The 23269-nt window shown below is 43.3% G+C and carries 23 protein-coding genes, 1 tRNA gene and 1 pseudogene; 16 read left to right on the top strand and 9 right to left on the bottom strand.

The genetic code is table 11. The annotated features are described in order from the left end of the window. Positions 1-68: 68 nt before the first annotated feature. Complete coding sequence (locus BM008_RS01345) at positions 69-302, bottom strand: sulfurtransferase TusA family protein (RefSeq protein WP_091932099.1); 234 nt, start codon at positions 300-302, stop codon at positions 69-71. 262 nt (positions 303-564) lie between these two features. Here BM008_RS01345 and BM008_RS15265 point away from each other — a divergent pair. Next, positions 565-786 (top strand): annotated as a pseudogene (locus BM008_RS15265) (hypothetical protein); the annotation flags it as partial. A gap of 816 nt (positions 787-1602) precedes the next feature. Further along, positions 1603-1809, top strand: a complete 207-nt coding sequence (locus tag BM008_RS01335; protein ID WP_091932096.1) for a DUF5683 domain-containing protein — start codon at positions 1603-1605, stop codon at positions 1807-1809. Positions 1810-1948: 139 nt separating this feature from the next. Here BM008_RS01335 and BM008_RS01330 read toward each other — a convergent pair whose 3' ends face one another. From BM008_RS01330 to BM008_RS01320, 3 genes are read right to left on the bottom strand one after another with little or no spacing between them, the layout of a single operon-like run. Further along, positions 1949-3124: an aminotransferase class I/II-fold pyridoxal phosphate-dependent enzyme gene (locus tag BM008_RS01330; protein ID WP_091932093.1), complete on the bottom strand. Its 1176-nt coding sequence runs from the start codon at positions 3122-3124 to the stop codon at positions 1949-1951. A 30-nt stretch (positions 3125-3154) separates the two neighbouring features. Beyond that, on the bottom strand, positions 3155-3646 hold the full coding sequence (locus tag BM008_RS01325; protein WP_091932090.1) for an Lrp/AsnC family transcriptional regulator: 492 nt from the start codon (positions 3644-3646) through the stop codon (positions 3155-3157). A 57-nt stretch (positions 3647-3703) separates the two neighbouring features. Continuing rightward, positions 3704-4078, bottom strand: a complete 375-nt coding sequence (locus BM008_RS01320) for a 30S ribosomal protein S8e (RefSeq protein WP_091932087.1) — start codon at positions 4076-4078, stop codon at positions 3704-3706. 229 nt (positions 4079-4307) lie between these two features. On the opposite strand from BM008_RS01320, the gene BM008_RS01315 reads away from it, so the two are divergent. After that, complete coding sequence (locus BM008_RS01315) at positions 4308-5228, top strand: ribonuclease Z (RefSeq protein ID WP_091932085.1); 921 nt, start codon at positions 4308-4310, stop codon at positions 5226-5228. A gap of 43 nt (positions 5229-5271) precedes the next feature. Here BM008_RS01315 and BM008_RS01310 read toward each other — a convergent pair whose 3' ends face one another. Then, the gene (locus BM008_RS01310; protein WP_091932083.1) at positions 5272-5538 is read right to left on the bottom strand and encodes a hypothetical protein; all 267 of its coding nucleotides are present in this window, start codon (positions 5536-5538) and stop codon (positions 5272-5274) included. 38 nt (positions 5539-5576) lie between these two features. After that, positions 5577-6704, bottom strand: a complete 1128-nt coding sequence (locus BM008_RS01305; protein ID WP_177187920.1) for an AAA family ATPase — start codon at positions 6702-6704, stop codon at positions 5577-5579. A gap of 138 nt (positions 6705-6842) precedes the next feature. Between BM008_RS01305 and BM008_RS01300 the strand changes: the two genes are divergently transcribed. The 3 genes from BM008_RS01300 to BM008_RS01290 all read left to right on the top strand — a co-directional run bounded on the left by BM008_RS01300 (position 6843) and on the right by BM008_RS01290 (position 10207). After that, positions 6843-9164 carry a sensor histidine kinase gene (locus BM008_RS01300; RefSeq protein WP_091932080.1) on the top strand — a complete coding sequence of 774 codons (2322 nt, stop codon included), beginning with the start codon at positions 6843-6845 and terminating at the stop codon, positions 9162-9164. Positions 9165-9241: 77 nt separating this feature from the next. Beyond that, entirely contained in the window at positions 9242-10018 is a 777-nt protein-coding gene (locus tag BM008_RS01295; protein WP_091932078.1) for a sulfide-dependent adenosine diphosphate thiazole synthase, read from the top strand. A gap of 114 nt (positions 10019-10132) precedes the next feature. Further along, positions 10133-10207 (top strand) — tRNA-His (locus BM008_RS01290). Between the two features lie 321 nt (positions 10208-10528). On the opposite strand, the gene purF is transcribed toward BM008_RS01290, so the two are convergent. The 3 genes from purF to BM008_RS01275 all read right to left on the bottom strand — a co-directional run bounded on the left by purF (position 10529) and on the right by BM008_RS01275 (position 12471). After that, on the bottom strand, positions 10529-11944 hold the full coding sequence (gene purF, locus BM008_RS01285; RefSeq protein WP_091932074.1) for an amidophosphoribosyltransferase: 1416 nt from the start codon (positions 11942-11944) through the stop codon (positions 10529-10531). A 23-nt stretch (positions 11945-11967) separates the two neighbouring features. Continuing rightward, a complete protein-coding gene (locus BM008_RS01280) occupies positions 11968-12138 on the bottom strand; it encodes a 50S ribosomal protein L37e (RefSeq protein WP_091709748.1) in 171 nt (56 codons plus the stop codon). 114 nt (positions 12139-12252) lie between these two features. Further along, on the bottom strand, positions 12253-12471 hold the full coding sequence (locus BM008_RS01275) for an LSm family protein (RefSeq protein WP_023844185.1): 219 nt from the start codon (positions 12469-12471) through the stop codon (positions 12253-12255). Between the two features lie 258 nt (positions 12472-12729). On the opposite strand from BM008_RS01275, the gene thiD reads away from it, so the two are divergent. The 10 genes from thiD to BM008_RS01225 all read left to right on the top strand — a co-directional run bounded on the left by thiD (position 12730) and on the right by BM008_RS01225 (position 23269). Further along, positions 12730-14073, top strand: coding sequence for a bifunctional hydroxymethylpyrimidine kinase/phosphomethylpyrimidine kinase (gene thiD / locus BM008_RS01270; RefSeq protein WP_091932071.1), 1344 nt, complete (start codon positions 12730-12732; stop codon positions 14071-14073). Positions 14074-14127: 54 nt separating this feature from the next. Continuing rightward, complete coding sequence (locus BM008_RS01265; RefSeq protein WP_091932069.1) at positions 14128-15432, top strand: DEAD/DEAH box helicase; 1305 nt, start codon at positions 14128-14130, stop codon at positions 15430-15432. Between the two features lie 65 nt (positions 15433-15497). Then, positions 15498-16094: a tRNA (pseudouridine(54)-N(1))-methyltransferase TrmY gene (trmY, locus tag BM008_RS01260; protein WP_091932066.1), complete on the top strand. Its 597-nt coding sequence runs from the start codon at positions 15498-15500 to the stop codon at positions 16092-16094. Positions 16095-16178: 84 nt separating this feature from the next. After that, positions 16179-17471 (top strand): tRNA pseudouridine(54/55) synthase Pus10, encoded by a 1293-nt coding sequence (locus BM008_RS01255; protein ID WP_091932063.1) that lies wholly within the window; start codon positions 16179-16181, stop codon positions 17469-17471. A 78-nt stretch (positions 17472-17549) separates the two neighbouring features. After that, positions 17550-17843, top strand: coding sequence for a 50S ribosomal protein L21e (locus BM008_RS01250; RefSeq protein ID WP_091932061.1), 294 nt, complete (start codon positions 17550-17552; stop codon positions 17841-17843). A gap of 146 nt (positions 17844-17989) precedes the next feature. After that, positions 17990-18343, top strand: a complete 354-nt coding sequence (locus BM008_RS01245; RefSeq protein ID WP_091932058.1) for an RNA polymerase Rpb4 family protein — start codon at positions 17990-17992, stop codon at positions 18341-18343. A 78-nt stretch (positions 18344-18421) separates the two neighbouring features. Continuing rightward, positions 18422-19018 (top strand): DUF655 domain-containing protein, encoded by a 597-nt coding sequence (locus BM008_RS01240; protein WP_091932055.1) that lies wholly within the window; start codon positions 18422-18424, stop codon positions 19016-19018. Positions 19019-19033: 15 nt separating this feature from the next. Beyond that, entirely contained in the window at positions 19034-19843 is an 810-nt protein-coding gene (gene rsmA, locus BM008_RS01235; protein ID WP_091932053.1) for a 16S rRNA (adenine(1518)-N(6)/adenine(1519)-N(6))-dimethyltransferase RsmA, read from the top strand. A gap of 10 nt (positions 19844-19853) precedes the next feature. Beyond that, complete coding sequence (locus BM008_RS01230; RefSeq protein ID WP_091932050.1) at positions 19854-20444, top strand: HemK2/MTQ2 family protein methyltransferase; 591 nt, start codon at positions 19854-19856, stop codon at positions 20442-20444. Between the two features lie 149 nt (positions 20445-20593). Then, on the top strand, positions 20594-23269 hold the full coding sequence (locus tag BM008_RS01225; RefSeq protein ID WP_091932047.1) for a PAS domain-containing sensor histidine kinase: 2676 nt from the start codon (positions 20594-20596) through the stop codon (positions 23267-23269).

Below are 23269 nucleotides of genomic sequence, written 5' to 3'. Positions count from 1 at the left end.
TGTATTTTTTATTTTGTAAAAGAAGAAGAAGAGAAAAAAAAGAGAAAGTGAAACTGATAGACTGGCCATCAGGCTTTTTCAATATGAACTTTCCAAGTCCCAGCATCTTCCTGGTCAATACCAATAATGGTGTGACCCTCACTTTTCACGCTTTTAGGAACACTGGATATCGCTGATCGTGAATCAAAGATAACAGTGAGATGATCACCGCTTTCCAATCCTTCTAAATGTAGTTTTGTCTTTACAAAAGTAAGAGGGCAGACCTCCCCTTTCAGATCTAGTTCTATAGCTTCATTTACCATTTTCTTAACCTTTGTCCATTAGTTCTATGATAGGAACGGTTACCTATGAATCCATATAATAGCTCAGATACAGGCAAAATAGACCAGGTACATTTAAAGGCAGACCGAAAAATAACCACTGTGCATTATCTCGCGTAGATTTATCGACAAATATATATAACATAAATACAATTCACAATTGTTAATTCACAATCGTGATGAGAGTGTTCCAGCACATATGCAGAATGCTCAAACATATAAAAAGGAGTAATTGAAATGAGGGATCGTTTTTGTTGATACTTACAGAGAAAAAGTACAGATAACAGATAATATCGAGAAACAGACAGACAAGGAAATAAGAAAAACAATAGAGGGACTTCCACCTTCTGCAAAACTTGTCTTTAAGGTTCTCGAGTATGGCGGACCCCTTACTCAAAAGGAAATTGCCCAGGAAAGTTATCTGCCTCCACGAACTATCAGATATGCACTTGGCAGACTGAAGGAGGAAGATTTCCTGCAGGAAAGGTTCTATTTCAAGGATGCAAGGCAAAGCCTGTATGGCCTGAAGAATATGACGGGTGTTGCAGGAACTGCAATGACCGGCGAGCCTGAGATAGAACAAAGCATGTTCAATATGACTGCAGACAGATATGAAGTTGCAGCCATTTAACGATGATATGAATATGCTGGAAAGAAAAATTGACGTTTTTCCATGAGGATACAGGAAAGGTTGCTCCCCAATAACTGTCAAAAGTTCATGGCAACCTTTCTGACATCTCTTTTTAATGATATCGAACTGACCACAAGACGAGATCATAGATATCAATTCAAGAAGCTATGATGATCAGCCATAGGCTTTTCTAAAGAACACAACTCATCAAGACGGATGCATAGCCTATGCTATGCTTTTGAATGATAATTATAGAAAAGAACAAGTATACTGAAGATCGGAACGCGGACAAAAATATGTTTTTTGGGAGAGATGATGTAGTGCAGAGGGAATCTGCCCGCGTTCCTTTTAATCGTACCATTTTACTTCAGTTTTTTTCCGATGAACACATCGTACCACCAATCAGTCTCCAAAACCGGTCATTAGGTTTTGTGACTGCAGACTCTACTAACACATACTACTATATAAATATATGTATAGTTAAATATATAATGAGACTCATCATTATGAGATATTACATTTGAAGAGATGGGAAAATGAGAACATAGAAAACTCAACTGATCTAGCAAAGCATACATTAAAAATAAAACGAGAAGTATTATATACTACTAAAATATTATAATATTGTTTGATCTAGGCTAGGTGTAGAATATGAGTGAGAACAAAACATATGGAGTTCCGGCATTATTATCATTTTTTATCCCGGGATTAGGACAGATAATAAAAGGACAGTTGTTCAAAGCCATAGGAATATGGGCAGGACTTATCATTAGCAGTATGTTAACGTTTATAGTGATAGGACTTGTAACGGGACCTATTATATGGCTATGGCAGATATACGATGCTTACACGAACTGAAGATCACAGGGAGAGGTAACTCTTCCTGATAACCTTTCAACACAATATTGAATCATCTTTTTTTGGACCCAGATAAAGGACCCATTTCAAAAAAATAGTATTGAGGTCCATAGAACTGGACCTATGCAGATATTTTTAATTATAATCCATCAACGAACGCCCCGATCCTTTCCAGAGCGACCTCGATCTCTTCTCTGGAAGTTGCATAGGAGCATCTGAGGAAACCTGTGCCGGCCTCACCGAATACATTACCAGGGATCGTGACAACCCTCTGCTCGTTCATGAGGCGCTCTGCGAATTCCTCGGAGCTTAAGCCTGTGTTCTCCACAGATGGGAATGCGTAGAATGCGCCCTTTGGCTCGAAGCAGTCAAGTCCGATCTTGTTAAGGCCGCTGATTATCAAGTGGCGGCGACGGTCATAGTCACGGACCATACGTTCCATTTCGTGCTGGCCATTCTTCAGGGCTTCGATAGCGCCGATCTGAGCAGTGATGGGAGCACAGAGCATTGAATACTGATGTATCAGCATCATTGCGCTGATGATCTTAGGAGATGCCATTGCATATGCCATTCTGAAACCGGTCATTGCATATGCTTTTGAAAAACCGTTCAGTAGAATGGTCCTGTCGCGCATTCCATCAAGGGAGGCAAAGCATGTGTGTCCGCCATTGTAGGTCAGACAGTCGTATACCTCATCGGAAATGACCATGATATCATGCTCGCAGACCACATCTGCAATAGCTTCAAGGTCTTCCTTACCCATGGTAGCACCAGTAGGGTTGTTCGGGAAGTTGATGATCACTGCCTTTGTTCTTGGTGTAATGGCAGCTTCCAGCTCCTCAGCGGTCAGCTTAAAGTTGTTCTCAAGCTTTGTGGAAATAATAACAGGAACTCCACCTGCAAACATCACAGAAGGCACATATGCCACATATGATGGCTGGACAACAATTATCTCATCACCCGGGTTGGTTATGGCCCTGATGGCTACATCAAGTGCTTCACTAACTCCTGAAGTAACAAGTATCTCTGTATCAGGATCGTAATTGGCCCTGTACTTTGTGGAAAAATGATCGGCCAGCTCTTCCCTAAGCTCAATAAGGCCATAATTCGAAGTATATGAGGTTTCACCACATTCAAGTGAGTGAATGCACGCTTCCCTTATGTGCCAGGGAGTAACATAATCCGGCTCACCTACACCAAGGGAAATAACATCTTCCAGCCCTGATGCAAGATCAAAATAGCGGCGTATGCCTGATGGAGGCACTTTGTTCATTACATCCGCTACAAACTTTGAAGGGGTGCATGCTTTTCTCATACATTAATACATCCTGTAATGTGACCCCTATCAGGGGGTCACCGGTAAACGTGTAACATGGTCCTGTTCGTGGAGGATAACACCATCCTCTTTGTAGGTCTTCAAGACAAAGTGGGTCGTTGTGTGCTGTACCTGTTCAAGGGTGGAGATCTTCTCAGCAACGAAGAAAGCAACTTCCTTCATAGTCTTACCAGAAACAGTAAGTGAAAGATCATATTGTCCGGAAAGAAGTCTTACTGATCTTACTTCCGGGAATTTGTACAGACGCTCAACAAGGGGCTGGTATCCAATTGTTCTCTCAAGGCTCACCTTGAGCTCAATTATTGCATAGACATTTTCGTCACCTGCAAGATCCCAGTCAATAACGGTCTTATATTTACGGATAACTCCGCTCTCTTCAAGGTCCTTTACAGTCTTGCTGACCTCATCAACGGTAAGTCCGGTGAGGGTTGCGATCTCTTCATGACTTATTCTTGCATCCTCTCCAAGACATTCCAGAATATGACGTGTTTTATCATTCATATATAGCAACCCCATAAAACCAGATAGTTAAATTAAAAAGAAAAAAGAGTTGCTCGATCACTCGAGCAGTACCGCGTTCACAACACCATCCTGACCAGGACGGCTTGTGATCTTTGCATTACCAAGAGGTGTCTTGATAACGGATCCCTTTGTAAGTATGTTACGCCTGACGTAGTGTGAGTTTGCGGTGTTTCCAACAACGGTCTCGATGCTTGTTGTCTGGCACTTGCCCTGTGCATCGGTTACGTTTGCAACATTACACTGAAGGAGCCTTACTTTTCTGTTTCCGCCTCTTGTTGAAACGTTCTTCCTCTTAGTGTCGTGAATGTGAGTGTCAGCTGATTCGCGGCCAAGCTCAAATTTCCTCTTGCTGCGAGCTGCCTTTACTTTAGCACCTGTGTAGGTTCTTCTAGATCTACCTTGACATTTCATGATATATCCTCTTATGATCGTTAATTTATAAGTATGAACGAATTACTATTGGTAATTCAGATTTAAATCTGGTATGATTTATGGACGTTCCATTAATAATAAGATGCTATATGAACTTTTCGAGTGACAGGATAAGAGCACCTTTGAATAGAACAAAAGCAAAGAGGATACGCCATAAGTAGTTATTTCATAGACAATTCATAAATAATTCCAACACTTATATAGATGTATGCTTCGCGTAACATTTCTTGGAACAGGGGGGTCCCTTCCAACCCCGGAACGCAATCCCTCGGCTGTAATGGTCAACCGTGAGGGCGAGCTTATGCTCTTTGATTGCGGAGAGGGTACGCAACAACAGATGATGCGGGCAAAGACAGGGATGAAAGCATTATCATCAATATTCATCAGTCACTTCCATGCCGACCACATGCTGGGGATCCCGGGACTTATTCAGACCATGTCCTTTCACGGACGTACCGAACCACTCAAGATATACGGACCTCACTGGGTCCATGAATTTGCCAGGATACTTAGTGCACTCGGTTACTACAAACTTCGTTTTGAGATCGATGCGATCGACCTGAGTCCCGGAGATGTGATCAAAAGAGATGACTATTCCATCATGGTACTAAAAACAGAACACAGCATTCCAAGTCTTGGCTATGCACTGGTAGAGAATGAAAGGAGCGGAAAGTTCAACCGCCAGAAGGCCATCGAACTTGGAGTCCCACCAGGACCTCTTTTCTCAAAGCTCCACCGCGGAGAATCCGTAGAAGTGAATGGAAAAGTGATACATTCAAAGGACGTGGTTGGAGCAGGGCGCCCGGGCAGGAAGATAGTCTATACAGGAGACACACGTCCATGCAAGGCCATACTCGAAGCAAGCAAGGATGCCGACCTGTTGATACATGACTCCACCCTGGCAAATGATCAGCAGGACTGGGCTATCGAATCAATGCATTCCACAGCAAAAGAAGCCGCAGTTCTGGCAAAAGAAGCAAATGTTCTGAAACTTGTCCTTACACATATAAGTTCAAGATATTCGGATGACCCGTCACAGTTGCTCAAAGAAGCAAAAGAAGTCTTCGATAAAGTGATAGTTGCAGATGACCTGATGGAACTTGATATCCCATACAGGGACAGGACATGATAGTAACTAAAGGTCAAAGACAAAACAAAAAAAGATAATAGGATCAGAGGAAGGTCCAGTCGAGCCTTTTATTATCGGCATCGTAAAGGGAGACTTCCATTGACAGGTCCTCAAGTTCCTGTGGAAGACGCTTCATTCCTACATACAGGACATCACCGGGGCCATAATTGAAGCCTTCTGCCTTGACCTTTCCAAAGTAGACACGGCCACCGGACTCGATCTCTTCAACTACAACTCCCTTCCACATGAGAGTGTCTATCACATTGATAATAACACACTCAAACCGGTCAGATTCATTTACTTCAGTCATGCCACTCGATATAATTGTCAGGTTTAAAAAGGTGATCCTTAGATATACATCCGATCAGCAGTAGAAGGTGCCGGGAGGTTCTTCAGTTTCTTGACCGCAGCCTGCAGATCATCCTGAGTTACAGCATCTCTGTCCTCGATTATAACATTATGTAGAGCCGTCTTGAGCACCTTTCCTACAAGATCTCTTCCGGAAAGTCCTTCTGTCATCCTGGCAATTGCATGTAGATCAACATCCTTTGTTGGCACAGGGAATGTACTGGCATTGGAATCAAGTATCGCAAAACGCTCAGCCTCATCCGGCAGGGTGAACTCGATCTCTTCCTCGAACCTGCTCCTTACAGCAGGATCGATAGTATCAGTACGATTGGTTGCCCCTATAGTACATACTCCCGGACGTTCGACTATGCCATCCATCTCTGTGAGCAGGGCATTTACTATCTCTGCAACGTCCCCACGAAGTTCCTGGTGCCTGCGGTCAAGCGCGATCGCATCCAGCTCATCGATGAAGATGATACATGGAGCCATCTCCTGTGCACGTTCATACAACTGGTGGATCTGTCTGGCACCCTCGCCAACGAACTCACCTATAAGTTCAGTAGCCTTAACAGGAAGTATCGGCACATGTGCCTTATTGGCAAGTGCCTTTGCAAGCATGGTCTTACCAGTGCCTGATGGACCGAAGAAAAGCACATTTCGTGGTGCCCACTTACCGAACTTCTCAGGAGATTCCAGGAAACGTTCGATCAGTTTGCACTTCTTGCGTGCGCTCTGCTGTCCTACAACATCATCAAAGGTGACATCACTTCTGAACTCTACCGCAGGAACACTGCTTATGACCGCATCCCTGACAATGATATGAGTGTTCTTACCTATGACAGAGGCAGGAGGTTCAACGTCGGTTACCTTATAAGCAAAATCAGGATACATACGACGGTCAAAGAGATATTCCCCTTTATGGGCAGTATAACCTTTCCATTGCTCCCGCGCATAATGTTCAAAAACACCCGGGTCCTCGATCTCAGGATACTCATCAAGTATACTGGCCATAGGATAACCTGCCGGTTCCAGTACGAGGAACTCCGCTGTACATTCTGCAGGTTCTGAATGTGTATCCCTGTTCGATCTAGTGCTGGTTTTCTGGGCAGTCCTTACTATATCTATCATCTCTTTTTTATTCTACAATCCTAAATGAATTAAGCAAATTGTTAAATCTAACCCTTAAAGCTTTCGAGCCACAAGACTAATTATCAAATATATTGGACGAATCATAAATATACTATCTATTACTATATATTATAATATATGGCACGTGGCTCGAATATCAGGAATATGAAGATACCAGGCATAGTGAATATAGTCTTTCTTCTAGTTGTCTGTATCTTCGGATTCGTCCTTCTTGCACCGTTTGTCATCGCAAAGGACACAAGTTCCATAATGATCAGCTCCGCCCTGATAGGATGTACTTTTATAGTGATCATCTATGCCAGCAACTACATAGAAAAGAAAAATCATGGGCTGGAAGAAAAGGTCACTGAGCTGGAGAACAAAAGACTTGAGCTTGAAAGGCTCGTAGAACGCAATTCAAAGATAGAAGAGATGATATCATCGCTTGTCTCGATGTTCATTCAGCCAAAAGATACTGACAATATTATTCTAAGAACGCTAGAAAAAACCACAGCCCTATGTAATGCAGGTAACAGTTACCTGTTCCTGTTCAAAGCAGACGGGACCCCATACTTATTCCATAATTGGAAGAATGAGAACTTCAGGAATAAAGAGAGCATATTTGAAACACGGAACCTATCGAACTTCCCGAAAATAAGCGAGAGGATCAATGACCGGCAGACAACAGTGGTATCCAAGGAAAGTAGTGACATCGGGAGCATACAAAGTGAGAGGAGACTTATCACCAACCACGGACTGGAATCACTTATCGCGATACCAGTGGAATCGAATGAAGAGCTTGCAGGTTTCATAAGTATCGAGAACTATACAAGCACTACTGATACCTGTCAGAACTACCTGCCAACACTAAAAGTAGTCTCAGAACTAATAGGCATGGCACTGAGCCACAGATCGTTCCTCAAGGACCTGAGCATTTTCAGAGATCTGATAAACAGGTCCAATGACTTTATTTTCATAATCGACATGGAAAAAGATAGTATCATAGATGTTAACCAGACTGCCTGCCAGGAACTGGGCTATACCAGAGAAGAATTCCTTGCCATGGAGAAAGATGGGATCAGTGAACTCTTTGATGATAAATTCTGGGAAAATGATCTGCGGAATATGTTCGGGGACAGATACCTTGAACCTAACAAAACACTGGAGAGAAAGGACGGAACTATACTTCCTGTTGAGATGAACGTCACATTCTCCACTCTTGACCAACATAACTATGCTCTGGCCATTGTCAGAGACATAACCAAGCGCAAGGATATCGAAAGCATACTTGCAAAGACAAAAGAGGTCATGGAACTGGCACTTGAAGGTGCGGATCTTGGAATGTGGGACTGGAACCTGCGAACGAACGAAGTAATGTACAATGACAGATGGGGAAGTATGATGGGATACGACCCAGAGGATATTGAGCAGAACATCGAAGAATGGAAGAGACTTGTCCATCCCGATGATCTAAAAGTTGTCAATGACACAATTAACAAGCATCTTACTGGCGAGACACCGCTGTTCGAATCAGAGTTCAGGATGAAGAATCACAAAGATAAGTGGCAATGGATACTCGCAAGGGGTAAGCTCACTGAATGGGACAAGAACAATGAACCATTTAGATTCACCGGGACGACCATGGACCTGGATGAAAGAAAGAGAGTTGAGGAAGAACTTCGCCATTCCAATGAACTAAAAGACCTTTTTACAGATATTATGCGCCATGACCTCCTCAATCCGGCAGGAAATGTGAGAGGGTTCACAGAGATCCTTTTGGAAATGGAAGAGGATCCGGAAAAGACCCATATTCTAACAATACTACAAAAGAGCTCTAACAAGCTTATCGAAATGATAGATACAGCTGCCAAGTTCGCCAAACTGGAATCAGAAGAAGAACTGGAAATATCCAGAATGGACATAATGATAATTCTGCACAATGTGATCGAGCAGTTCCACCAGCAATTAAAGGAAAAGGAAATGAGCCTTGAGCTCAGGACAGAAGGCAGTTACCCTGCAATGCTCAATCCTATTGTTGAAGAGGTATTTGCCAATTTCATATCTAATGCTATCAAGTACAGTCCTGAAGGCACGATGATCACGATAGATGTACAGGATCTCAATTATGAATGGAGAGTGAATGTGACTGATCAGGGAGATGGAATTCCTGATAGGTCAAAGCCATTTGTCTTCGACCGTTTCAAGAGAGTTGACAAAAAGGGAGTAAAGGGCACAGGCCTTGGACTTGCTATTGTGAAGAAGATAGCCGAACTTTTAGGAGGAACAGTTGGTGTCGAGGATAATCCTGAAGGCAAGGGAAGTATTTTCTGGGTCAGACTGAAAAAGGACCATATGAACATTATCAACGACAGTGAAACTGAAATTGATACCGAGATGGAAAGCATAAGCTTCGAAGACACAGCTGTTGAAAATAACATCCCGCTCAAAATTAACTGCTAATACTTGTTCTGTCCCATTAACTTTAAGGAATATAGCCCTTATCAGACCATTTGATATCAATTTTATGAGGAAATAAAATGGAACTTGATGAGACAATCATTACAAGGGCTATAGTGGAAGAATATTCAAAGGTATTTCTTGACTATATAGAAGTGGATGTAGCACTCGTTGGAGGGGGACCTGCGAACCTTGTGGCTGCTAAATATCTGGGTGAGGCCGGACTTAAGACAGTGCTATTTGAGAAGAAACTCTCCATAGGAGGGGGCATGTGGGGCGGAGGAATGATGTTCCCACGTATAGTGGTCCAGGAAGATGCAAAACACATACTGGATGACTTCAACATCAACTACCACGAGTATGAAAAAGGATACTATGTAGCCAGCTCCATAGAATCTGTGGGAAAGCTCATCTGTGGTGCCACTGACGCAGGAGCTGAGATATTCAACCTTATTGATGTGGAAGATGTAATGATCAGAGAAAATGACACAGTTTGTGGACTTGTCATCAACTGGGGACCTGTCTCAATGAACCGCCTCCATGTAGACCCTCTGGCAATACGTGCAAAGGTAGTTATTGATGGAACAGGTCACGATGCAGGCATCTGCAGCACAGTCCAGCGTAAGATACCAGGAACAGATATCAAGCTAGATGTGGTCGGAGAGAAACCAATGTGGGCAGACGTAGGTGAGAAAATACTTATGGACACGACCAAGGAAGTCTACCCAGGACTGATAGTAACAGGCATGGCCGCTAACGCCGTGGCAGGTGCACCGAGAATGGGACCTGTTTTCGGCGGGATGATGCTTTCCGGTAAGAAAGCTGCCGAACTTGCTATCGAGAAGCTAAGAAAGTAAAATTACATACAAAGAAAGAAGTAAAATGATGCCGTTTGAAGTCCTTTCGAAGGAAAAGGTTTATGTAACAAACGGACATCTATAGGGTGCTTTCATGGAAAGCACCTACTTCGAGCCGGGGTAGGGTAGCGGTTATCCTGTAGCCCTGTGGAGGCTACGATTCGAGTTCGATTCTCGATCCCGGCCCCATTTTCTAATTATTGTGACCTGATAATACATTAGTTGCCAGGTATACTCCTGTTTTTCAAATACTGAAATATATTCCTATTAGCAACAGTGATCTTTAACGATACTAAAGCCAGAGCTAAAGCTTCAGATATTTTAAAAAAAGAATTAAGATCAACCCCATCCCACTTTTTTTAGCAAGGGGTGGTACATCCTTGCATGAATTGCATTTTTGCAATACAATAAAAGAATAATAACCTTCTCTTATATAACTCTATACATAATATGAGTAAGTTATATCGTCATCGAAAATATAATAAAATTCAAAAAATAGAATGAGACAGGTCAGAACTCGTGCAGTTTCAACTGCCTTCTCTGACAGATACTCTCTCCAGGTATCTCTACAGGATATGCACCCGTAAGACAACCCACACAGAGATCATCTCTACCAATGCCAATTGCTGCTACGAGACCATCAACACTTAGATAGCCCAATGAATCCGCATTGATCACAGCCTCGACACCTTTTATTGTCTTGTGGGCAGCTATAAGCTCATCCCTTGAAGCCATGTCTATGCCAAGATAGCATGGTGCCACTATAGGAGGACTTCCTATACGTGCATGGACCTCTTCTGCACCGGCATTACGCACCATATCGATTATACGACGGGAAGTAGTACCTCTCACGATACTGTCATCGATGAGGACGACCTTCTTACCTTTGATATTCTCATTGATAGTGTTCATCTTTAGACGCACGGCAGTCTCACGCATGGCCTGCCCCGGAAGAATGAAAGTACGACCAATATAACGATTCTTCATCAGACTCTCTTCGTAGTCGATCTTCGATCCCTTGGAATACCCGATAGCAGAAGTGATACCTGAATCCGGAACCGGAGATACCATGTCAGCATCAACTGGATGTTCTTCTGCCAGTTTCTCACCGATCCTCTCACGGACCCTGTAAACAAGCTGTCCGTCAATTATAGAATCAGGACGGGCAAAATATACATATTCAAAAACACAATGAGCAGAATATTTCTCATCAAAGAGCTGGTGTGATTCAACCTCACCATCCCTGAAGATAATAAGTTCTCCTGGCTCTACATCCCTGAGAAGTTTACCATTAAGTGTATCGATCGCCACACTCTCAGATGCTACAGCATAACCGGAATCAATGGTACCAAAGCATAATGGCTTGAATCCCAGTGGATCCCTTACAGCCATAAGCAGGTCATCGATCATTATGACAAGTGAATAGGAGCCGTTGAGCTGCTTCATCACATTGCGAAGAGCCTCTACAGGTTCATATTTCAGAAGTTCCTTGACCAGTAGATGTGCAATTACCTCTGTATCGGAATTAGCAACAAAAACATGACCTTCTGCCTCAAGCTGAGCTCTGAGGTCCAGACCATTGACAAGATTTCCGTTGTGGGCCAGAGCCACACTGCCACTCTTATATTTAACAATGAAAGGTTGACAGTTCTCTATTCTGGAATCGCCACATGTAGAATAACGGACATGACCTATACCAACATCCCCTTTCAGGGACACAAGATCATCCTTATCAAATATCTCAGGAACAAGACCCATACCCTTGAGGGTCTGGGGTTGCCTGCCATCATGAACAGTTATCCCTGCAGATTCCTGACCACGATGCTGTAAAGCATAAAGAGCATAATAGAGGCGAAGCGCGGAAGGTACTGGATGTGTTTCTTCTTTGAACTGTACAACCCCTGCAACACCGCATTCTTCGCGCATTTATATCACTGGTCTGAAGAGACCTAATACTTGCACTTTGCCTGCCACTTGTAGCTTCTCATGCGTGTGCTTTTTCCAAAGCCACATGATGTGCACTGTTTTGTGTGAATGTTGAGTGAAACACTACCACAGCGCCTGCATTTTACGTGCGTGCGCTTCTGTCTTTTACCCATTGAGGGAGTACCTTTTGACATTTATAATCACCTTTAAGTTTGAAATTTAATTGATCAGTATATAAGTTATAGCCAATATTATAGCTTGGAGTTTACCCTTCATATGGCTATTAGTTCTTATAGGTTACGTTCGTTTCATGGAGAAACGTAGACTACGTTGTCACCTCTGATAACAACACTACCCAGTTTCCTCACGATCTCTCCTTCTTTAAGTTCTTCTGCATCATCAAGAACAAGGTTCATATGGACATCATAACCCTGGAGTTTTCCACGGAATTCCCTTGCGCCCTTTAGTCTCACAATTACAGGTGTGTTCAAAGCATCGTTCAATATATCAAGAGGTCTATTTCCCATTTTAGTCGCCCTCATTTAAATAAATTCAAATAATTATACGCGAATATTAGCTTGTAAATCTGTTTATTTACTTATACATATTGCGATGCACCAATGTTGCAGATTCAATATATAAAACTATCGTAGACAACAATTTATCGACAAGCCAGAGGCCTGATCACAAAGATATATAGGCCCTGTTAACCAACTAGTATATAAGTTACAAGACATTTAAGGGCTCCGTTACGAAACTAACAGCAGAGATAAGGAGAACATGATATGAGCAAAGTACCGGTCATACTGACGATAGCAGGTTCGGACTCAGGAGGAGGAGCCGGAATAGAGGCAGATATCAAAACAATATCGACCCTCGGACTTCACCCCGCATGTGCCATCACATCGGTCACATCACAGAACACAACAGGAGTGTTAAGTGCCTATGACATCCCATGTGAGGTCATAAAGAACCAGGCAGATGCAGTTTGCAAGGACATGAACATCCAGTGGGCAAAGTCAGGAATGCTCTCATCATCAGCCATAATATCAACTGTTGCAGATATCGTGAAGGAATATGACCTGAAACTGGTCGTTGACCCCGTGATGGCAGCAGAAGCAGGAGGAGATCTGCTTCGAAAAGATGCAATATCCACCCTGAAGGAAGAACTACTTCCCATAAGTCAGGTTGTCACGCCGAACATCAACGAGGCCAACATCCTTTCAGGAATGCAGATCACCAATACAGAGGAAGCTAAACAGGCTGCAAAGGTCATCGCCAGAACAGGAGTACGGATCGTGATCATCACCGGTGGACACCTGGATGCAACTGATATAATATATGATTCTGCCAACAACACATACACAATGATCCCGGGAACCTTTGTGAAAGGTGGAACGCACGGATCTGGATGCACCTACTCATCTGCATTGGCATCATACCTTGCCCAGGGATATAGCACAGATGAAGCTGCAAAGATGGCAAAAGGGTTCGTAGTAGATGCCATTGAAGGCAGTCTGTCCATCGGAAAAGGAGTTGGACCGGTGAACCAGCTATCCCATGTCCTGCACAGTTCAGAAAAGTACAACGTATTACATAATATGAAAGAGGCTGTGGAAATACTCAGGGAACGTAAGGAGATGTCATACCTTATTCCTGAAGTAGGGTGCAACATAGCAATGGCAGTGCAGGATGCCACCCAGACAAGCGAGGTTGCTGCGGTCACGGGCAGGATCGTAAGAGTGAGAGATACGGCACAGGTCGTAGGGGACATAGAGTTCGGTGCAAGCAGTCATGTTGCCCGCATAATACTTGCTGCAATGAAACATGAACCCGGATACAGAGCCTCTGTCAATATAAGATATTCAGAAGAGCTCGTGGACATATGCAGGGAACTGAACTTCAGCATAGCATCATTCTCCAGGGAAGAAGAGCCAGAGGACACACATACTATGGACTGGGGAACAACAGATGCAATTCAAAGACACGGAAGTGTACCTGACATCATCTACGACAAGGGTGGAGTCGGAAAAGAACCCATGATAAGAGTAATGGGACACAACGCCACTGAAGTTGCAAATTCAGCCATAAAGATAGCTGAGAGATATTCTGCAATGAAAGATCAATAATGCTATCTTCGGATGGTACATAAACATCAGGTTCAATAAAGAGTTAAGATCATCATGGAAACAAACGGATCAGAGATATTCAAAGGGCTTTATCTTTCAAAAGAGATAAGAAAGAGCATTAAAGAGATGGGATTCAGGGAACCCACCGAGGTCCAGGAGAGATGTATTCCCATCATAATGGAAGGAAAGGATATCATCGGACAGGCACGTACAGGGACCGGGAAGACCGCAGCTTTTGGAATACCTTTGATGGAACTTCTGGAACCCGAAAAGAAAAGTACCCAGGCCATTGTCATATGCCCCACCAGAGAACTGGCAAACCAGGTATCCGAAGAGTTGAGCAAGCTCGCAAAGTACATCCCTGAACTAAAGGTCGCATCGATATATGGAGGATTATCCGTCGATTCCCAGATCAGCCAGCTCAGATCAGGAGTGCAGATCATAGTAGGAACGCCAGGAAGGATCATCGATCATCTGGAAAGAGAGACGATGCAGACCGATGACATAGGTATCGTCGTACTTGATGAGGCAGATGAGATGCTGAACATGGGATTCAGAGAGGACATAGAGACAATACTGGACACAATTCCGGCTGGCAGGCAGACCTTGCTCTTTTCGGCCACCATGCCAAAACCCATACTCCAGCTTACAGAACAATACCAGAAAGAACCTGTCCACATTAAGATAGACCAGAAGGAGCTGACAGTTCCCCAGGTAAAGCAATATTATTTTGAAGTTAAGGACAACGCTAAACCGGAAGCTCTCAAAAGACTGATAGAAGCTGAGAATGTAAGATCAGCACTTGTTTTCTGCAATACTAAAAAAGATGTGGACAAGCTTGTCATCAAGCTGCGGTCAAAAGGATACCCTGCTGATGCGCTACATGGAGACATAAAGCAGAAGAAAAGAGAGCAGAGAATGGACAGGTTCAAGAGTGAGGATATAGGCATACTCATAGCTACCGATGTCGCTGCAAGAGGAATAGATGTAGATAATATCGAGGTAGTATTCAATTATGACCTGCCGCATGACCCTGAGACCTACATCCACAGGATAGGAAGGACCGCCAGAGCAGGCAGACCGGGACTTGCATACACTTTCGCATCCGGCAAAGGATTAGGAAAGCTGGACGAGATCACAAGGATAACCGGAACTGACATTATAAAGAGAGAGCTCCCCAGCAACAGAGATATCGAGAGGATCAAAGAGGAACGTGTTGCTGATGACATAAGGATGATGATCAGGCGCGGACACCTTGACAAATACGATGAATTCGTGGCAGGCATCGCAGGTGACGATATGAACTATCGGCAGATCGCTGCTGCACTTGCAAAGATGCTACTCAAAAATGAGAAGTGATCACCTTAAGCTACTTACAAATAATTGCGCATAAACATCATAATTACACTTACAGAGGAAAATAAATGAAAGATTTCGTTATAATTGGACATAAAGCATTGACAACAGGTGATTTTTCACTGAACGACCTGCCCGGTTCTGCCGGAAGGATGGATATCCTGTGCAGGTGCGTGAATTCTGCACTTTTCCTTTCACACGGCATGAGGCGTGACATCAATGTCCATCTTGTATTACTAGGCGAACCTGACCCTGGAAAGGTCGTAAGGTTCAATGGAGAGAAACTTAAGTACCTCAACCCTGACGAAAGAAGCAGTGGCTCGCTCATAAAGAAAGCACTTGAAAGAGATGCGATCGAGTATGAGACACAGTCAACACCCGGAGTCTACATACGCCGTGCCGGTCTTGAGGACCTGCTAAATGAGTTCAAGGAAGCAGGCAGAGATATCTATTACCTGAGAGAGGACGGAGAGGATATCAGGGAATGCGAAGGACTTGGAAACGATGCGGTGTTCGTCCTTGGCGACCACATGGGAGTCACGGAAGAAGAAGAGGCTATCATCGATAAGGTAGCCAAACAGACACTGAACATAGGCCCCATATCACTTCATTCCGACCACTGCATAATCATAATACATAATGAACTGGACAGGAAGGAAGCATAACCAATAAAGGTTATATTATATAGTACCTATCTGTTGCCGACCATTCAGAGAGACACGAGATATAGAGAGAGATAAAGTGATCCTATGAGCATACTTGAAACCGCTAAGAAGATAATTGAAGAAGGACCCATCTGCGACCATTGCATGGGCAGGCAGTTCGCCAAACTGTCCACCGGCCTTACAAATGTAGAAAGAGGACAGGCCATCAAACTGAGCATGGTTATGGAGGGAGACGCACTTTACAAAGAGAACGGCGATGAGTCCCTGCTTGAAGAACTGGCACACAGCAGCGCTTATGCAAGAAAAAGTCTGAAGATAAGTGGCGAGGATGAGAAATGCTGGGTATGCCTTGGAATATTCGAGGACCTCGATGTCTGGGCAGACAGGGCTATCGAGAGCATTGGTGACAGAGAGTACAGCACATTCCTTGTAGGCACAAAGGTCAGCGGCCTCATTGGAGAGAATGAAGAGATACTCTGGAGCGAGTGCGGGATCACACAGGCCGAACAGTTCAAGACGGAAATGAACCGTGAGGTCGGTAAGCTCATAGCAGCACGCACAGGAAAGGAAGTAGCTTTCGAAAGACCTGACATTCTAGTGACAATGGACATTGCTGAAGGGACCACAAGTGTACAGGTGAAGTCACTTTATATCCAGGGCAGATACAGAAAGCTCGTAAGAGGTATCCCACAGACCAGATGGCCATGCAGGAGCTGCGGCGGCAGAGGCTGTGAACAGTGCGACAACACAGGAAAGCAATATCCTGAATCTGTTGACGAACTGATAGGTGTAGAGGTCGTTAAGGCAGCTAATGGAACAGACACCAAGTTCCACGGTGCCGGACGTGAGGACATAGATGCACTTATGCTCGGAACCGGAAGACCGTTCGTTGTAGAAGCCCTTGACCCGACCATCCGCAGCGTGGATGTATGGGAACTGGAAAAGAAGATCAACGAGTTTGCTGGCGGAAAGGTCGAGGTAGAAGGACTGAAGATAGTCGAGAAGGCAGTAATTGAGACACTGAAGTCGTCAAAGGCGGATAAAGTTTATAACCTTAAAGTTACATTCAAAGAGCCTGTTTCCACGGATAAGCTCGAAGGTGCCATCAACTCCCTTATCGGAGTACAGATACATCAAAGGACACCACAGCGTGTTGCGCACAGGCGTGCAGATCTTGTCCGAAAACGATACGTCCATAACATACAGCTCAAAGAGAAAACAGATGAGTATGCCATTATAGAAGTACACTGTGATGGTGGTCTGTATGTCAAGGAACTTACGTCAGGGGACGATGGAAGAACTGAGCCAAGTATTACAGGTAATCTGGGAATACAGGCTACAGTAGCTGAACTCAATGTCGTGAACGTAGACATATGAGACAGGCAGCATCATATTAATTAAAATTCAAATATTTACACATCAAACTAATCATTCGATCAATGGAGGAAAATAATCATGGCAACATCACACGGTGAAAAATCCTGTACAAGGTACAAGTTGAAGAAGACAACAAGAGAAAGAGGACTCTCCCCAATAAGCAAGGCGATCCAGGAATTCGACAATGGACAGATGGTCCACATCGACATCGACCCAAGCATCCAGAAGGGAATGCCAAATGCAAGATTCCAGGGCAAGACCGGTAAGGTCATTGGCCAGCGCGGACGTGCCTTCCTTCTTCAGGTAAGGGACGGAAACGCTATGAAAGAGATAATCTCACTTCCACAGCACCTTAAGCCACAGAAGTACTAGATACATAATTCAGGTTCTATAACCTGGATTACCTTTATTTATCGTTAGATATATCTTTATTGCGTGTATTTAACGGAATATACGATCCTATTTATCCATGCCATCAGAGTATGGCTTAAACCAAATAATGCACAGAGTGTATACCAATGATAGTAAAAGAAGTTCTAAGTGAGGAATTGTTAACCCTTCCTGAAGTCAAGGGTATGTTGCACGAGATAATGGAAGAACGTCTCAATGATGAGGAAGAGCTGGGATATGAACTGCGCAAAGCTATCAACCACGCTGAAATGTTCTCAAAGACAACCCCTGAGAGAGCAAGGGAACTTGTTAACAAACTCCTTGAGCTTGAAAAGATGAAACCTGAGATCGCCATCAGAGTGGCTGACATCATGCCACAGAGCAGGGACGAGCTCAGATCACTTTATGCAAAAGAAAGATTCACCCTTACAGAAGAAGAACTCGATGAAATGCTAAACCTTGTTGAAGAAGCAATGGATTAGATTTATATTCGATACATCCCTTTTTTTATTCGAGAGAACTTGCATAAGTAGCAGCAGGTATGTCACCGGAGGGAACATATGACAACGAGGGGAAAGCCACCTGAAAAAGAAGAGTTTGCATGGATCCTAGATTATCTTCCATATGGAAGCACTGACGATAAACGCCCTTCTTATCAAAAGAAACCTCTTGTACAGGCAGTCGGCGAGAATCACTTTGTGCTGATGGAACTTGTACCAAAGGAAGGCAAGGTCCCGGAGATACAATCCAGGGTATATATTGGAGACGGAGACAGGGATCTTATAGATCATGTCAAACACCGCATAGGCCACAAAGATCTGAGCCACGGTGCACAACTCGAATTACCATTCATTTTAGAGTCAACTGTAAAACACCATGAGGACAGGTTCGTTAAGTTCTTCAATGATGCACATCCGATCACTAACAGGCTCCATATGCTGGAATTACTACCAGGCATTGGAAAGAAGCTCATGTGGGCCATTATAGATGAAAGGAAGAAAGGAATGTTCAAGACACTTGAGGAACTGCATGAAAGGGTCGGAGGCGTCCATTCACCTGAAAAGGTCATTGTCAACAGGATCATAGATGAACTGAAAGATGACAATATCAAGTACAGGCTGTTCACTACACCCCCACGCCGTCCCCGTAACCAGTAAAAAGGTGTTCATTTTTTGGTATATGATATATTAAGGAAATATGGTATCCGTGGTGGATACCATGATCAGCATTTTTTGATAGACGAGCGCATTCTTGACAGGATAGTGGATGCTGCCGATATCAAACCTGATGAAACGATACTTGAGATCGGAGCAGGTATCGGTAATTTGACAGAGAGACTCATGGAAAAGGCAGCCCATGTAGTTGCCGTTGAAAGGGACCCAGAACTTGTAGAAGTTCTAAAGGACCGTTTCGGTGACCGGGATGATCTCACCCTGATCCACGGAGATGTGCTTGAAGTTGATTTTCCATCCTTTGACAAGGTAGTCTCTAACCTGCCATACTCGATATCTTCCGAGATCACATTCAAATTATTCAGATATAAGTTCGAACTGGGAATTCTCATGTACCAGTACGAGTTCGCGCAAAGGCTCGTGGCCCATGCCAATTCAAAGGACTACAGCCGCCTTTCAGTGAACGCACACTATTTTGCAGATACATCCATGATAATGAAGATCCCAAGAGGAGCATTTTCACCGCCACCCGAGGTCCTCTCAGCAGTGGTCGAGATAAGACCCAGACCTGCAGACTTCGAAGTACTGGATGAAAAATATTTCCTGGACCTTGTAACTGCTGCTTTTGGACAGAGACGTAAGAAAGTAAGGAACTCGCTCATCAGGAACAAACAGCTTCTTGGGATCGATGATATGAAAGAGTTCATAAACGAACTTCCTCAGGAAATGCTTGATAAAAGACCTGAGAACCTTGAGCCTGAGCAATTCGCACAACTTGCCAACATGCTTATCAGGCACAGGGACAAATGACCGTTTTGACATGGTAACGATCGAATACAGGAATGCAAGAGTAAACCTTGCAGACCAGGTGTATGACCCTGCTGAAGATTCGTACCTGCTTGCAGACACAGCCCTTGAACTTGTAAAGGATGGAATGAATATCCTTGAGATCGGGACAGGAAGTGGTTTTGTATCCGCGGTCATCAAAGCCAACAGGGATGTCCGACTCATAGCAACTGAGATCAGCCCCCTGGCTGCAGAATGTGCAAGATCCAACAATATCGATGTTATCAGAACTGATATGTTCGCCGGACTTAAGAATGGGCAGCATTTTGATGTGATCATATTCAACCCGCCATACCTCCCCACATCAGAAGATGAGAAGGTCCCAGGATGGCTGAACTATGCGTTCGATGGAGGAGTGGACGGACGCAAAGATATCAAACCCTTCATGGAGCAGGTCCATAACTATCTCAAACCACATGGAATAATTCTTTTATTGATATCATCACTCACAGGCATAGATGAAGTGCTGGAAGAGATGCGACACCATGGCTTTGCATCAAACACCATAGCTTCTAAAAAATGCTCTTTTGAGGAACTTGTGGTGATCAAAGGCATAAAAGAATAGAAATGAGCATGAATTAGTACATTGTAACATAATATATATAGACTCCCAACAATATTCCTATATAGATTTAAATATGAGATATAATATATTATGCGCATATGTTCACTTGTTGAACATACTAATCCCAATTACTAATTTGGAGATCATAAATGAAAGAACTGGTCCTCCTTAACCACAACAAGAACGATCTCCTTAAGCTTAAAAACGAACTTGAGGACATCCATAAAAAAGTCACCTTATATGACATAGAGCATGGAAGGGACATCGAGACCGACCCTATTGAAAAGCCAGCTCTTTTCATCTGCAGGACTGAGACAGATTCAGATACCATAGTAGACGATGCTCTGAAGATCGCCTCAGAGAATGGATCACCAATATTATTCATATTATCCAAACCTGATGAATGCTCATACGACAGACTTGCCAGTATAGAAATGGCATGGTACATTAAAGAACCATACACTATGAATGAGCTGAAGTCCAGGATCAAAGAGACTACAAGCTCAGCAAAAATATGCGAATGGAATTCCCAGTTGATAAATGACCCTGTGAACGACATACTCTTTTCCATGGGAGCTACTGGAAAAATTCTTTATGTCAGCCCTTCTGTTGAGAATATAACAGGTTTTACGCAGGAAGAAACATTAGACAAGGGTTTAAAAGAACTTGTTACTGAAGAGTCATTCACTTTCATATCAGGACTCGTAGGGACCTTCTGCAGCAAACTAAAGAAAGGTGAGCCGGTAAAAGCACCCGTCTTTGATGTAGAGATACCGCACAAAAATGGATCTACATTATGGGTCGAAATTTCGATCAATCCTATTTTTGATAACGACAAGAACTTCCGATATTTCACCGGCACAATGCACGATGTCACTGAACGTAAACGAATAGAAGAGCGTTTCAGGGTCGCTGCAGAATGCATAAATGACCAGATATATGAATGGGACATGAAAAGCGACCATTTGAAATGGTTCGGAGATATCGAAAAAGCACTCGGATATGAGAAAGGAGAGCTCCCACATACCCTTGATGGATGGGCAGATAGAGTACACCCTGATGACCTGCCAGAAGTTATGAAGAGTATCGAGAGATACAAAGAATCAGGAGACTCTTTTGAAGCTGAATATCGTGTGTTCACAAAGAACGGAGAGATACGACATTGGAAAGAGCATGGTATCCCTATCATCGATGAGATGACAAAAGAAGTGGTAAGGACAATTGGTGTATGTTCTGATATCACTGAAAAGATAGAGGCTGAGAATGACTTAAAGGAACGGGATGAAATGTTCCGCCTCATCGCCGAAAATGCTAATGACGTTATATGGGTACTTGATGCAAGGGGAGAGGTAGTTTATGTCAGCCCATCACTCGAAAAATTAAGAGGATTTACACCAGAAGAATTGAACGGATTATCCATGGAAAAACGGTTCACTCTTGAATCTGCAAAATTAGTAAGGAAGACATGGAATAGCTTTTTTGAACAATTTGAACCAGGAGTCGTTCCAGACATAACAAGAATACTGGAACTGGAGCAGCCATGCAAAGATGGTTCAACAGTATGGACAGAGATGCACATCAATCCAGTTCTTCATCCCGATGGTAATTTCAAATTCTTCCTTGGTGTCAGCAGAGACATAAGTGAACGTAAAAAGAATTCAATTGAACTTGAAAAACAGACAAAGATGCTTGACACCATCTTCAACCTCACACCCATACCCATGGTACTTGTGAATAAAGAAGGATTGGTAGAGAACATAAATCAGGCGTGTACAGACATAACAAATGTCAGCAAGGAAAATGCAGTTGGCCTTAGAACAGGAAATGTCTTTTCCTGTGTAAATGCATACGAAGGAGAAGGATGCGGTAGAAATAAAGAATGCAAAAGCTGCATATTCCATGAGATCCAGGACGAGACCTTCAGAACAAAAAAGAGCATCTACAAAAGAGAAGGTTCCACCAAGGTCCGCTTACCAGATGGCTCTGACCTTGACCTGAACGTGTTGGTATCAACGGCATATATAGACCTTTACGATGAAGAAGCAAAGATCATCTTCAGCGTAGAGGACATTACGGACAGGAAGGAATCAGAGAAAGCGAACCTCATATCAAAAATGCAGGCTGAAGAAGCAAATCGTACAAAGAGTGAGTTCCTTGCAACAATGAGCCATGAGCTCAGAACACCACTCAATGCAATTATAGGTTATTCACAAATGCTCCAGGAAGAAGCCTTTGGGGAACTTAACCCTAAACAAAATAAATTTACAAAACACATACATACAAGTGGAAAACACCTGCTTGACCTTATCAATGATATATTGGACCTTTCAAAGATAGAAGCCGGTAAAATGGAGCTGCACTATGAACAGTTCAATGTAAATGATGTGATGAAGAACGTCTACAACATAATTATCCCTCTTGCAGAGAAAAAAGATATCGAAATAGATTTCCTGATATCAGAGGATATTACGATATATGCAGATAAGGTCAGATTCAAGCAGATCCTCTATAACCTTATGAGCAATGCTGTAAAATTTACCCCCGATAACGGACATGTCACTATTGAAGCGACTATAGAAGAGAATGATCTGAGGGTCTCAGTAATTGATAATGGGATCGGGATGTCTGCAAAGGAGCAAGAGAAACTCTTTACCCCATTCTATCAGGCGGACTCATCCATTGCAAGAAAATACCAGGGAACAGGACTTGGACTATCTATTGTAAAGCAGATGATCCAGTTACATAACGGTAAGATAGAAGTGGAAAGTGAGGATGGAAAAGGTAGCAACTTCACTTTCACATTACCTGTTAAAGATACGAACTGA

The sequence above is a fragment of the Methanolobus profundi genome (assembly GCF_900114835.1).
Lineage (GTDB): Archaea > Halobacteriota > Methanosarcinia > Methanosarcinales > Methanosarcinaceae > Methanolobus > Methanolobus profundi.
This window is presented reverse-complemented; position numbering and strand designations above follow the sequence as displayed.

Excerpts from the sequence above, each read along its gene's own strand:
- BM008_RS01345 (WP_091932099.1), bottom strand. The coding sequence starts at position 302 with ATGGTAAATGAAGCTATAGAACTAGATCTGAAAGGGGAGGTCTGCCCT.
- BM008_RS01335 (WP_091932096.1), top strand. The coding sequence starts at position 1,603 with ATGAGTGAGAACAAAACATATGGAGTTCCGGCATTATTATCATTTTTT.
- BM008_RS01330 (WP_091932093.1), bottom strand. The coding sequence starts at position 3,124 with ATGAGAAAAGCATGCACCCCTTCAAAGTTTGTAGCGGATGTAATGAAC.
- BM008_RS01325 (WP_091932090.1), bottom strand. The coding sequence starts at position 3,646 with ATGAATGATAAAACACGTCATATTCTGGAATGTCTTGGAGAGGATGCA.
- BM008_RS01320 (WP_091932087.1), bottom strand. The coding sequence starts at position 4,078 with ATGAAATGTCAAGGTAGATCTAGAAGAACCTACACAGGTGCTAAAGTA.
- BM008_RS01315 (WP_091932085.1), top strand. The coding sequence starts at position 4,308 with ATGCTTCGCGTAACATTTCTTGGAACAGGGGGGTCCCTTCCAACCCCG.
- BM008_RS01310 (WP_091932083.1), bottom strand. The coding sequence starts at position 5,538 with ATGACTGAAGTAAATGAATCTGACCGGTTTGAGTGTGTTATTATCAAT.
- BM008_RS01305 (WP_177187920.1), bottom strand. The coding sequence starts at position 6,704 with ATGATAGATATAGTAAGGACTGCCCAGAAAACCAGCACTAGATCGAAC.
- BM008_RS01300 (WP_091932080.1), top strand. The coding sequence starts at position 6,843 with ATGGCACGTGGCTCGAATATCAGGAATATGAAGATACCAGGCATAGTG.
- BM008_RS01295 (WP_091932078.1), top strand. The coding sequence starts at position 9,242 with ATGGAACTTGATGAGACAATCATTACAAGGGCTATAGTGGAAGAATAT.
- purF (WP_091932074.1), bottom strand. The coding sequence starts at position 11,944 with ATGCGCGAAGAATGCGGTGTTGCAGGGGTTGTACAGTTCAAAGAAGAA.
- BM008_RS01280 (WP_091709748.1), bottom strand. The coding sequence starts at position 12,138 with ATGTCAAAAGGTACTCCCTCAATGGGTAAAAGACAGAAGCGCACGCAC.
- BM008_RS01275 (WP_023844185.1), bottom strand. The coding sequence starts at position 12,471 with ATGGGAAATAGACCTCTTGATATATTGAACGATGCTTTGAACACACCT.
- thiD (WP_091932071.1), top strand. The coding sequence starts at position 12,730 with ATGAGCAAAGTACCGGTCATACTGACGATAGCAGGTTCGGACTCAGGA.
- BM008_RS01265 (WP_091932069.1), top strand. The coding sequence starts at position 14,128 with ATGGAAACAAACGGATCAGAGATATTCAAAGGGCTTTATCTTTCAAAA.
- trmY (WP_091932066.1), top strand. The coding sequence starts at position 15,498 with ATGAAAGATTTCGTTATAATTGGACATAAAGCATTGACAACAGGTGAT.
- BM008_RS01255 (WP_091932063.1), top strand. The coding sequence starts at position 16,179 with ATGAGCATACTTGAAACCGCTAAGAAGATAATTGAAGAAGGACCCATC.
- BM008_RS01250 (WP_091932061.1), top strand. The coding sequence starts at position 17,550 with ATGGCAACATCACACGGTGAAAAATCCTGTACAAGGTACAAGTTGAAG.
- BM008_RS01245 (WP_091932058.1), top strand. The coding sequence starts at position 17,990 with ATGATAGTAAAAGAAGTTCTAAGTGAGGAATTGTTAACCCTTCCTGAA.
- BM008_RS01240 (WP_091932055.1), top strand. The coding sequence starts at position 18,422 with ATGACAACGAGGGGAAAGCCACCTGAAAAAGAAGAGTTTGCATGGATC.
- BM008_RS01230 (WP_091932050.1), top strand. The coding sequence starts at position 19,854 with ATGGTAACGATCGAATACAGGAATGCAAGAGTAAACCTTGCAGACCAG.
- BM008_RS01225 (WP_091932047.1), top strand. The coding sequence starts at position 20,594 with ATGAAAGAACTGGTCCTCCTTAACCACAACAAGAACGATCTCCTTAAG.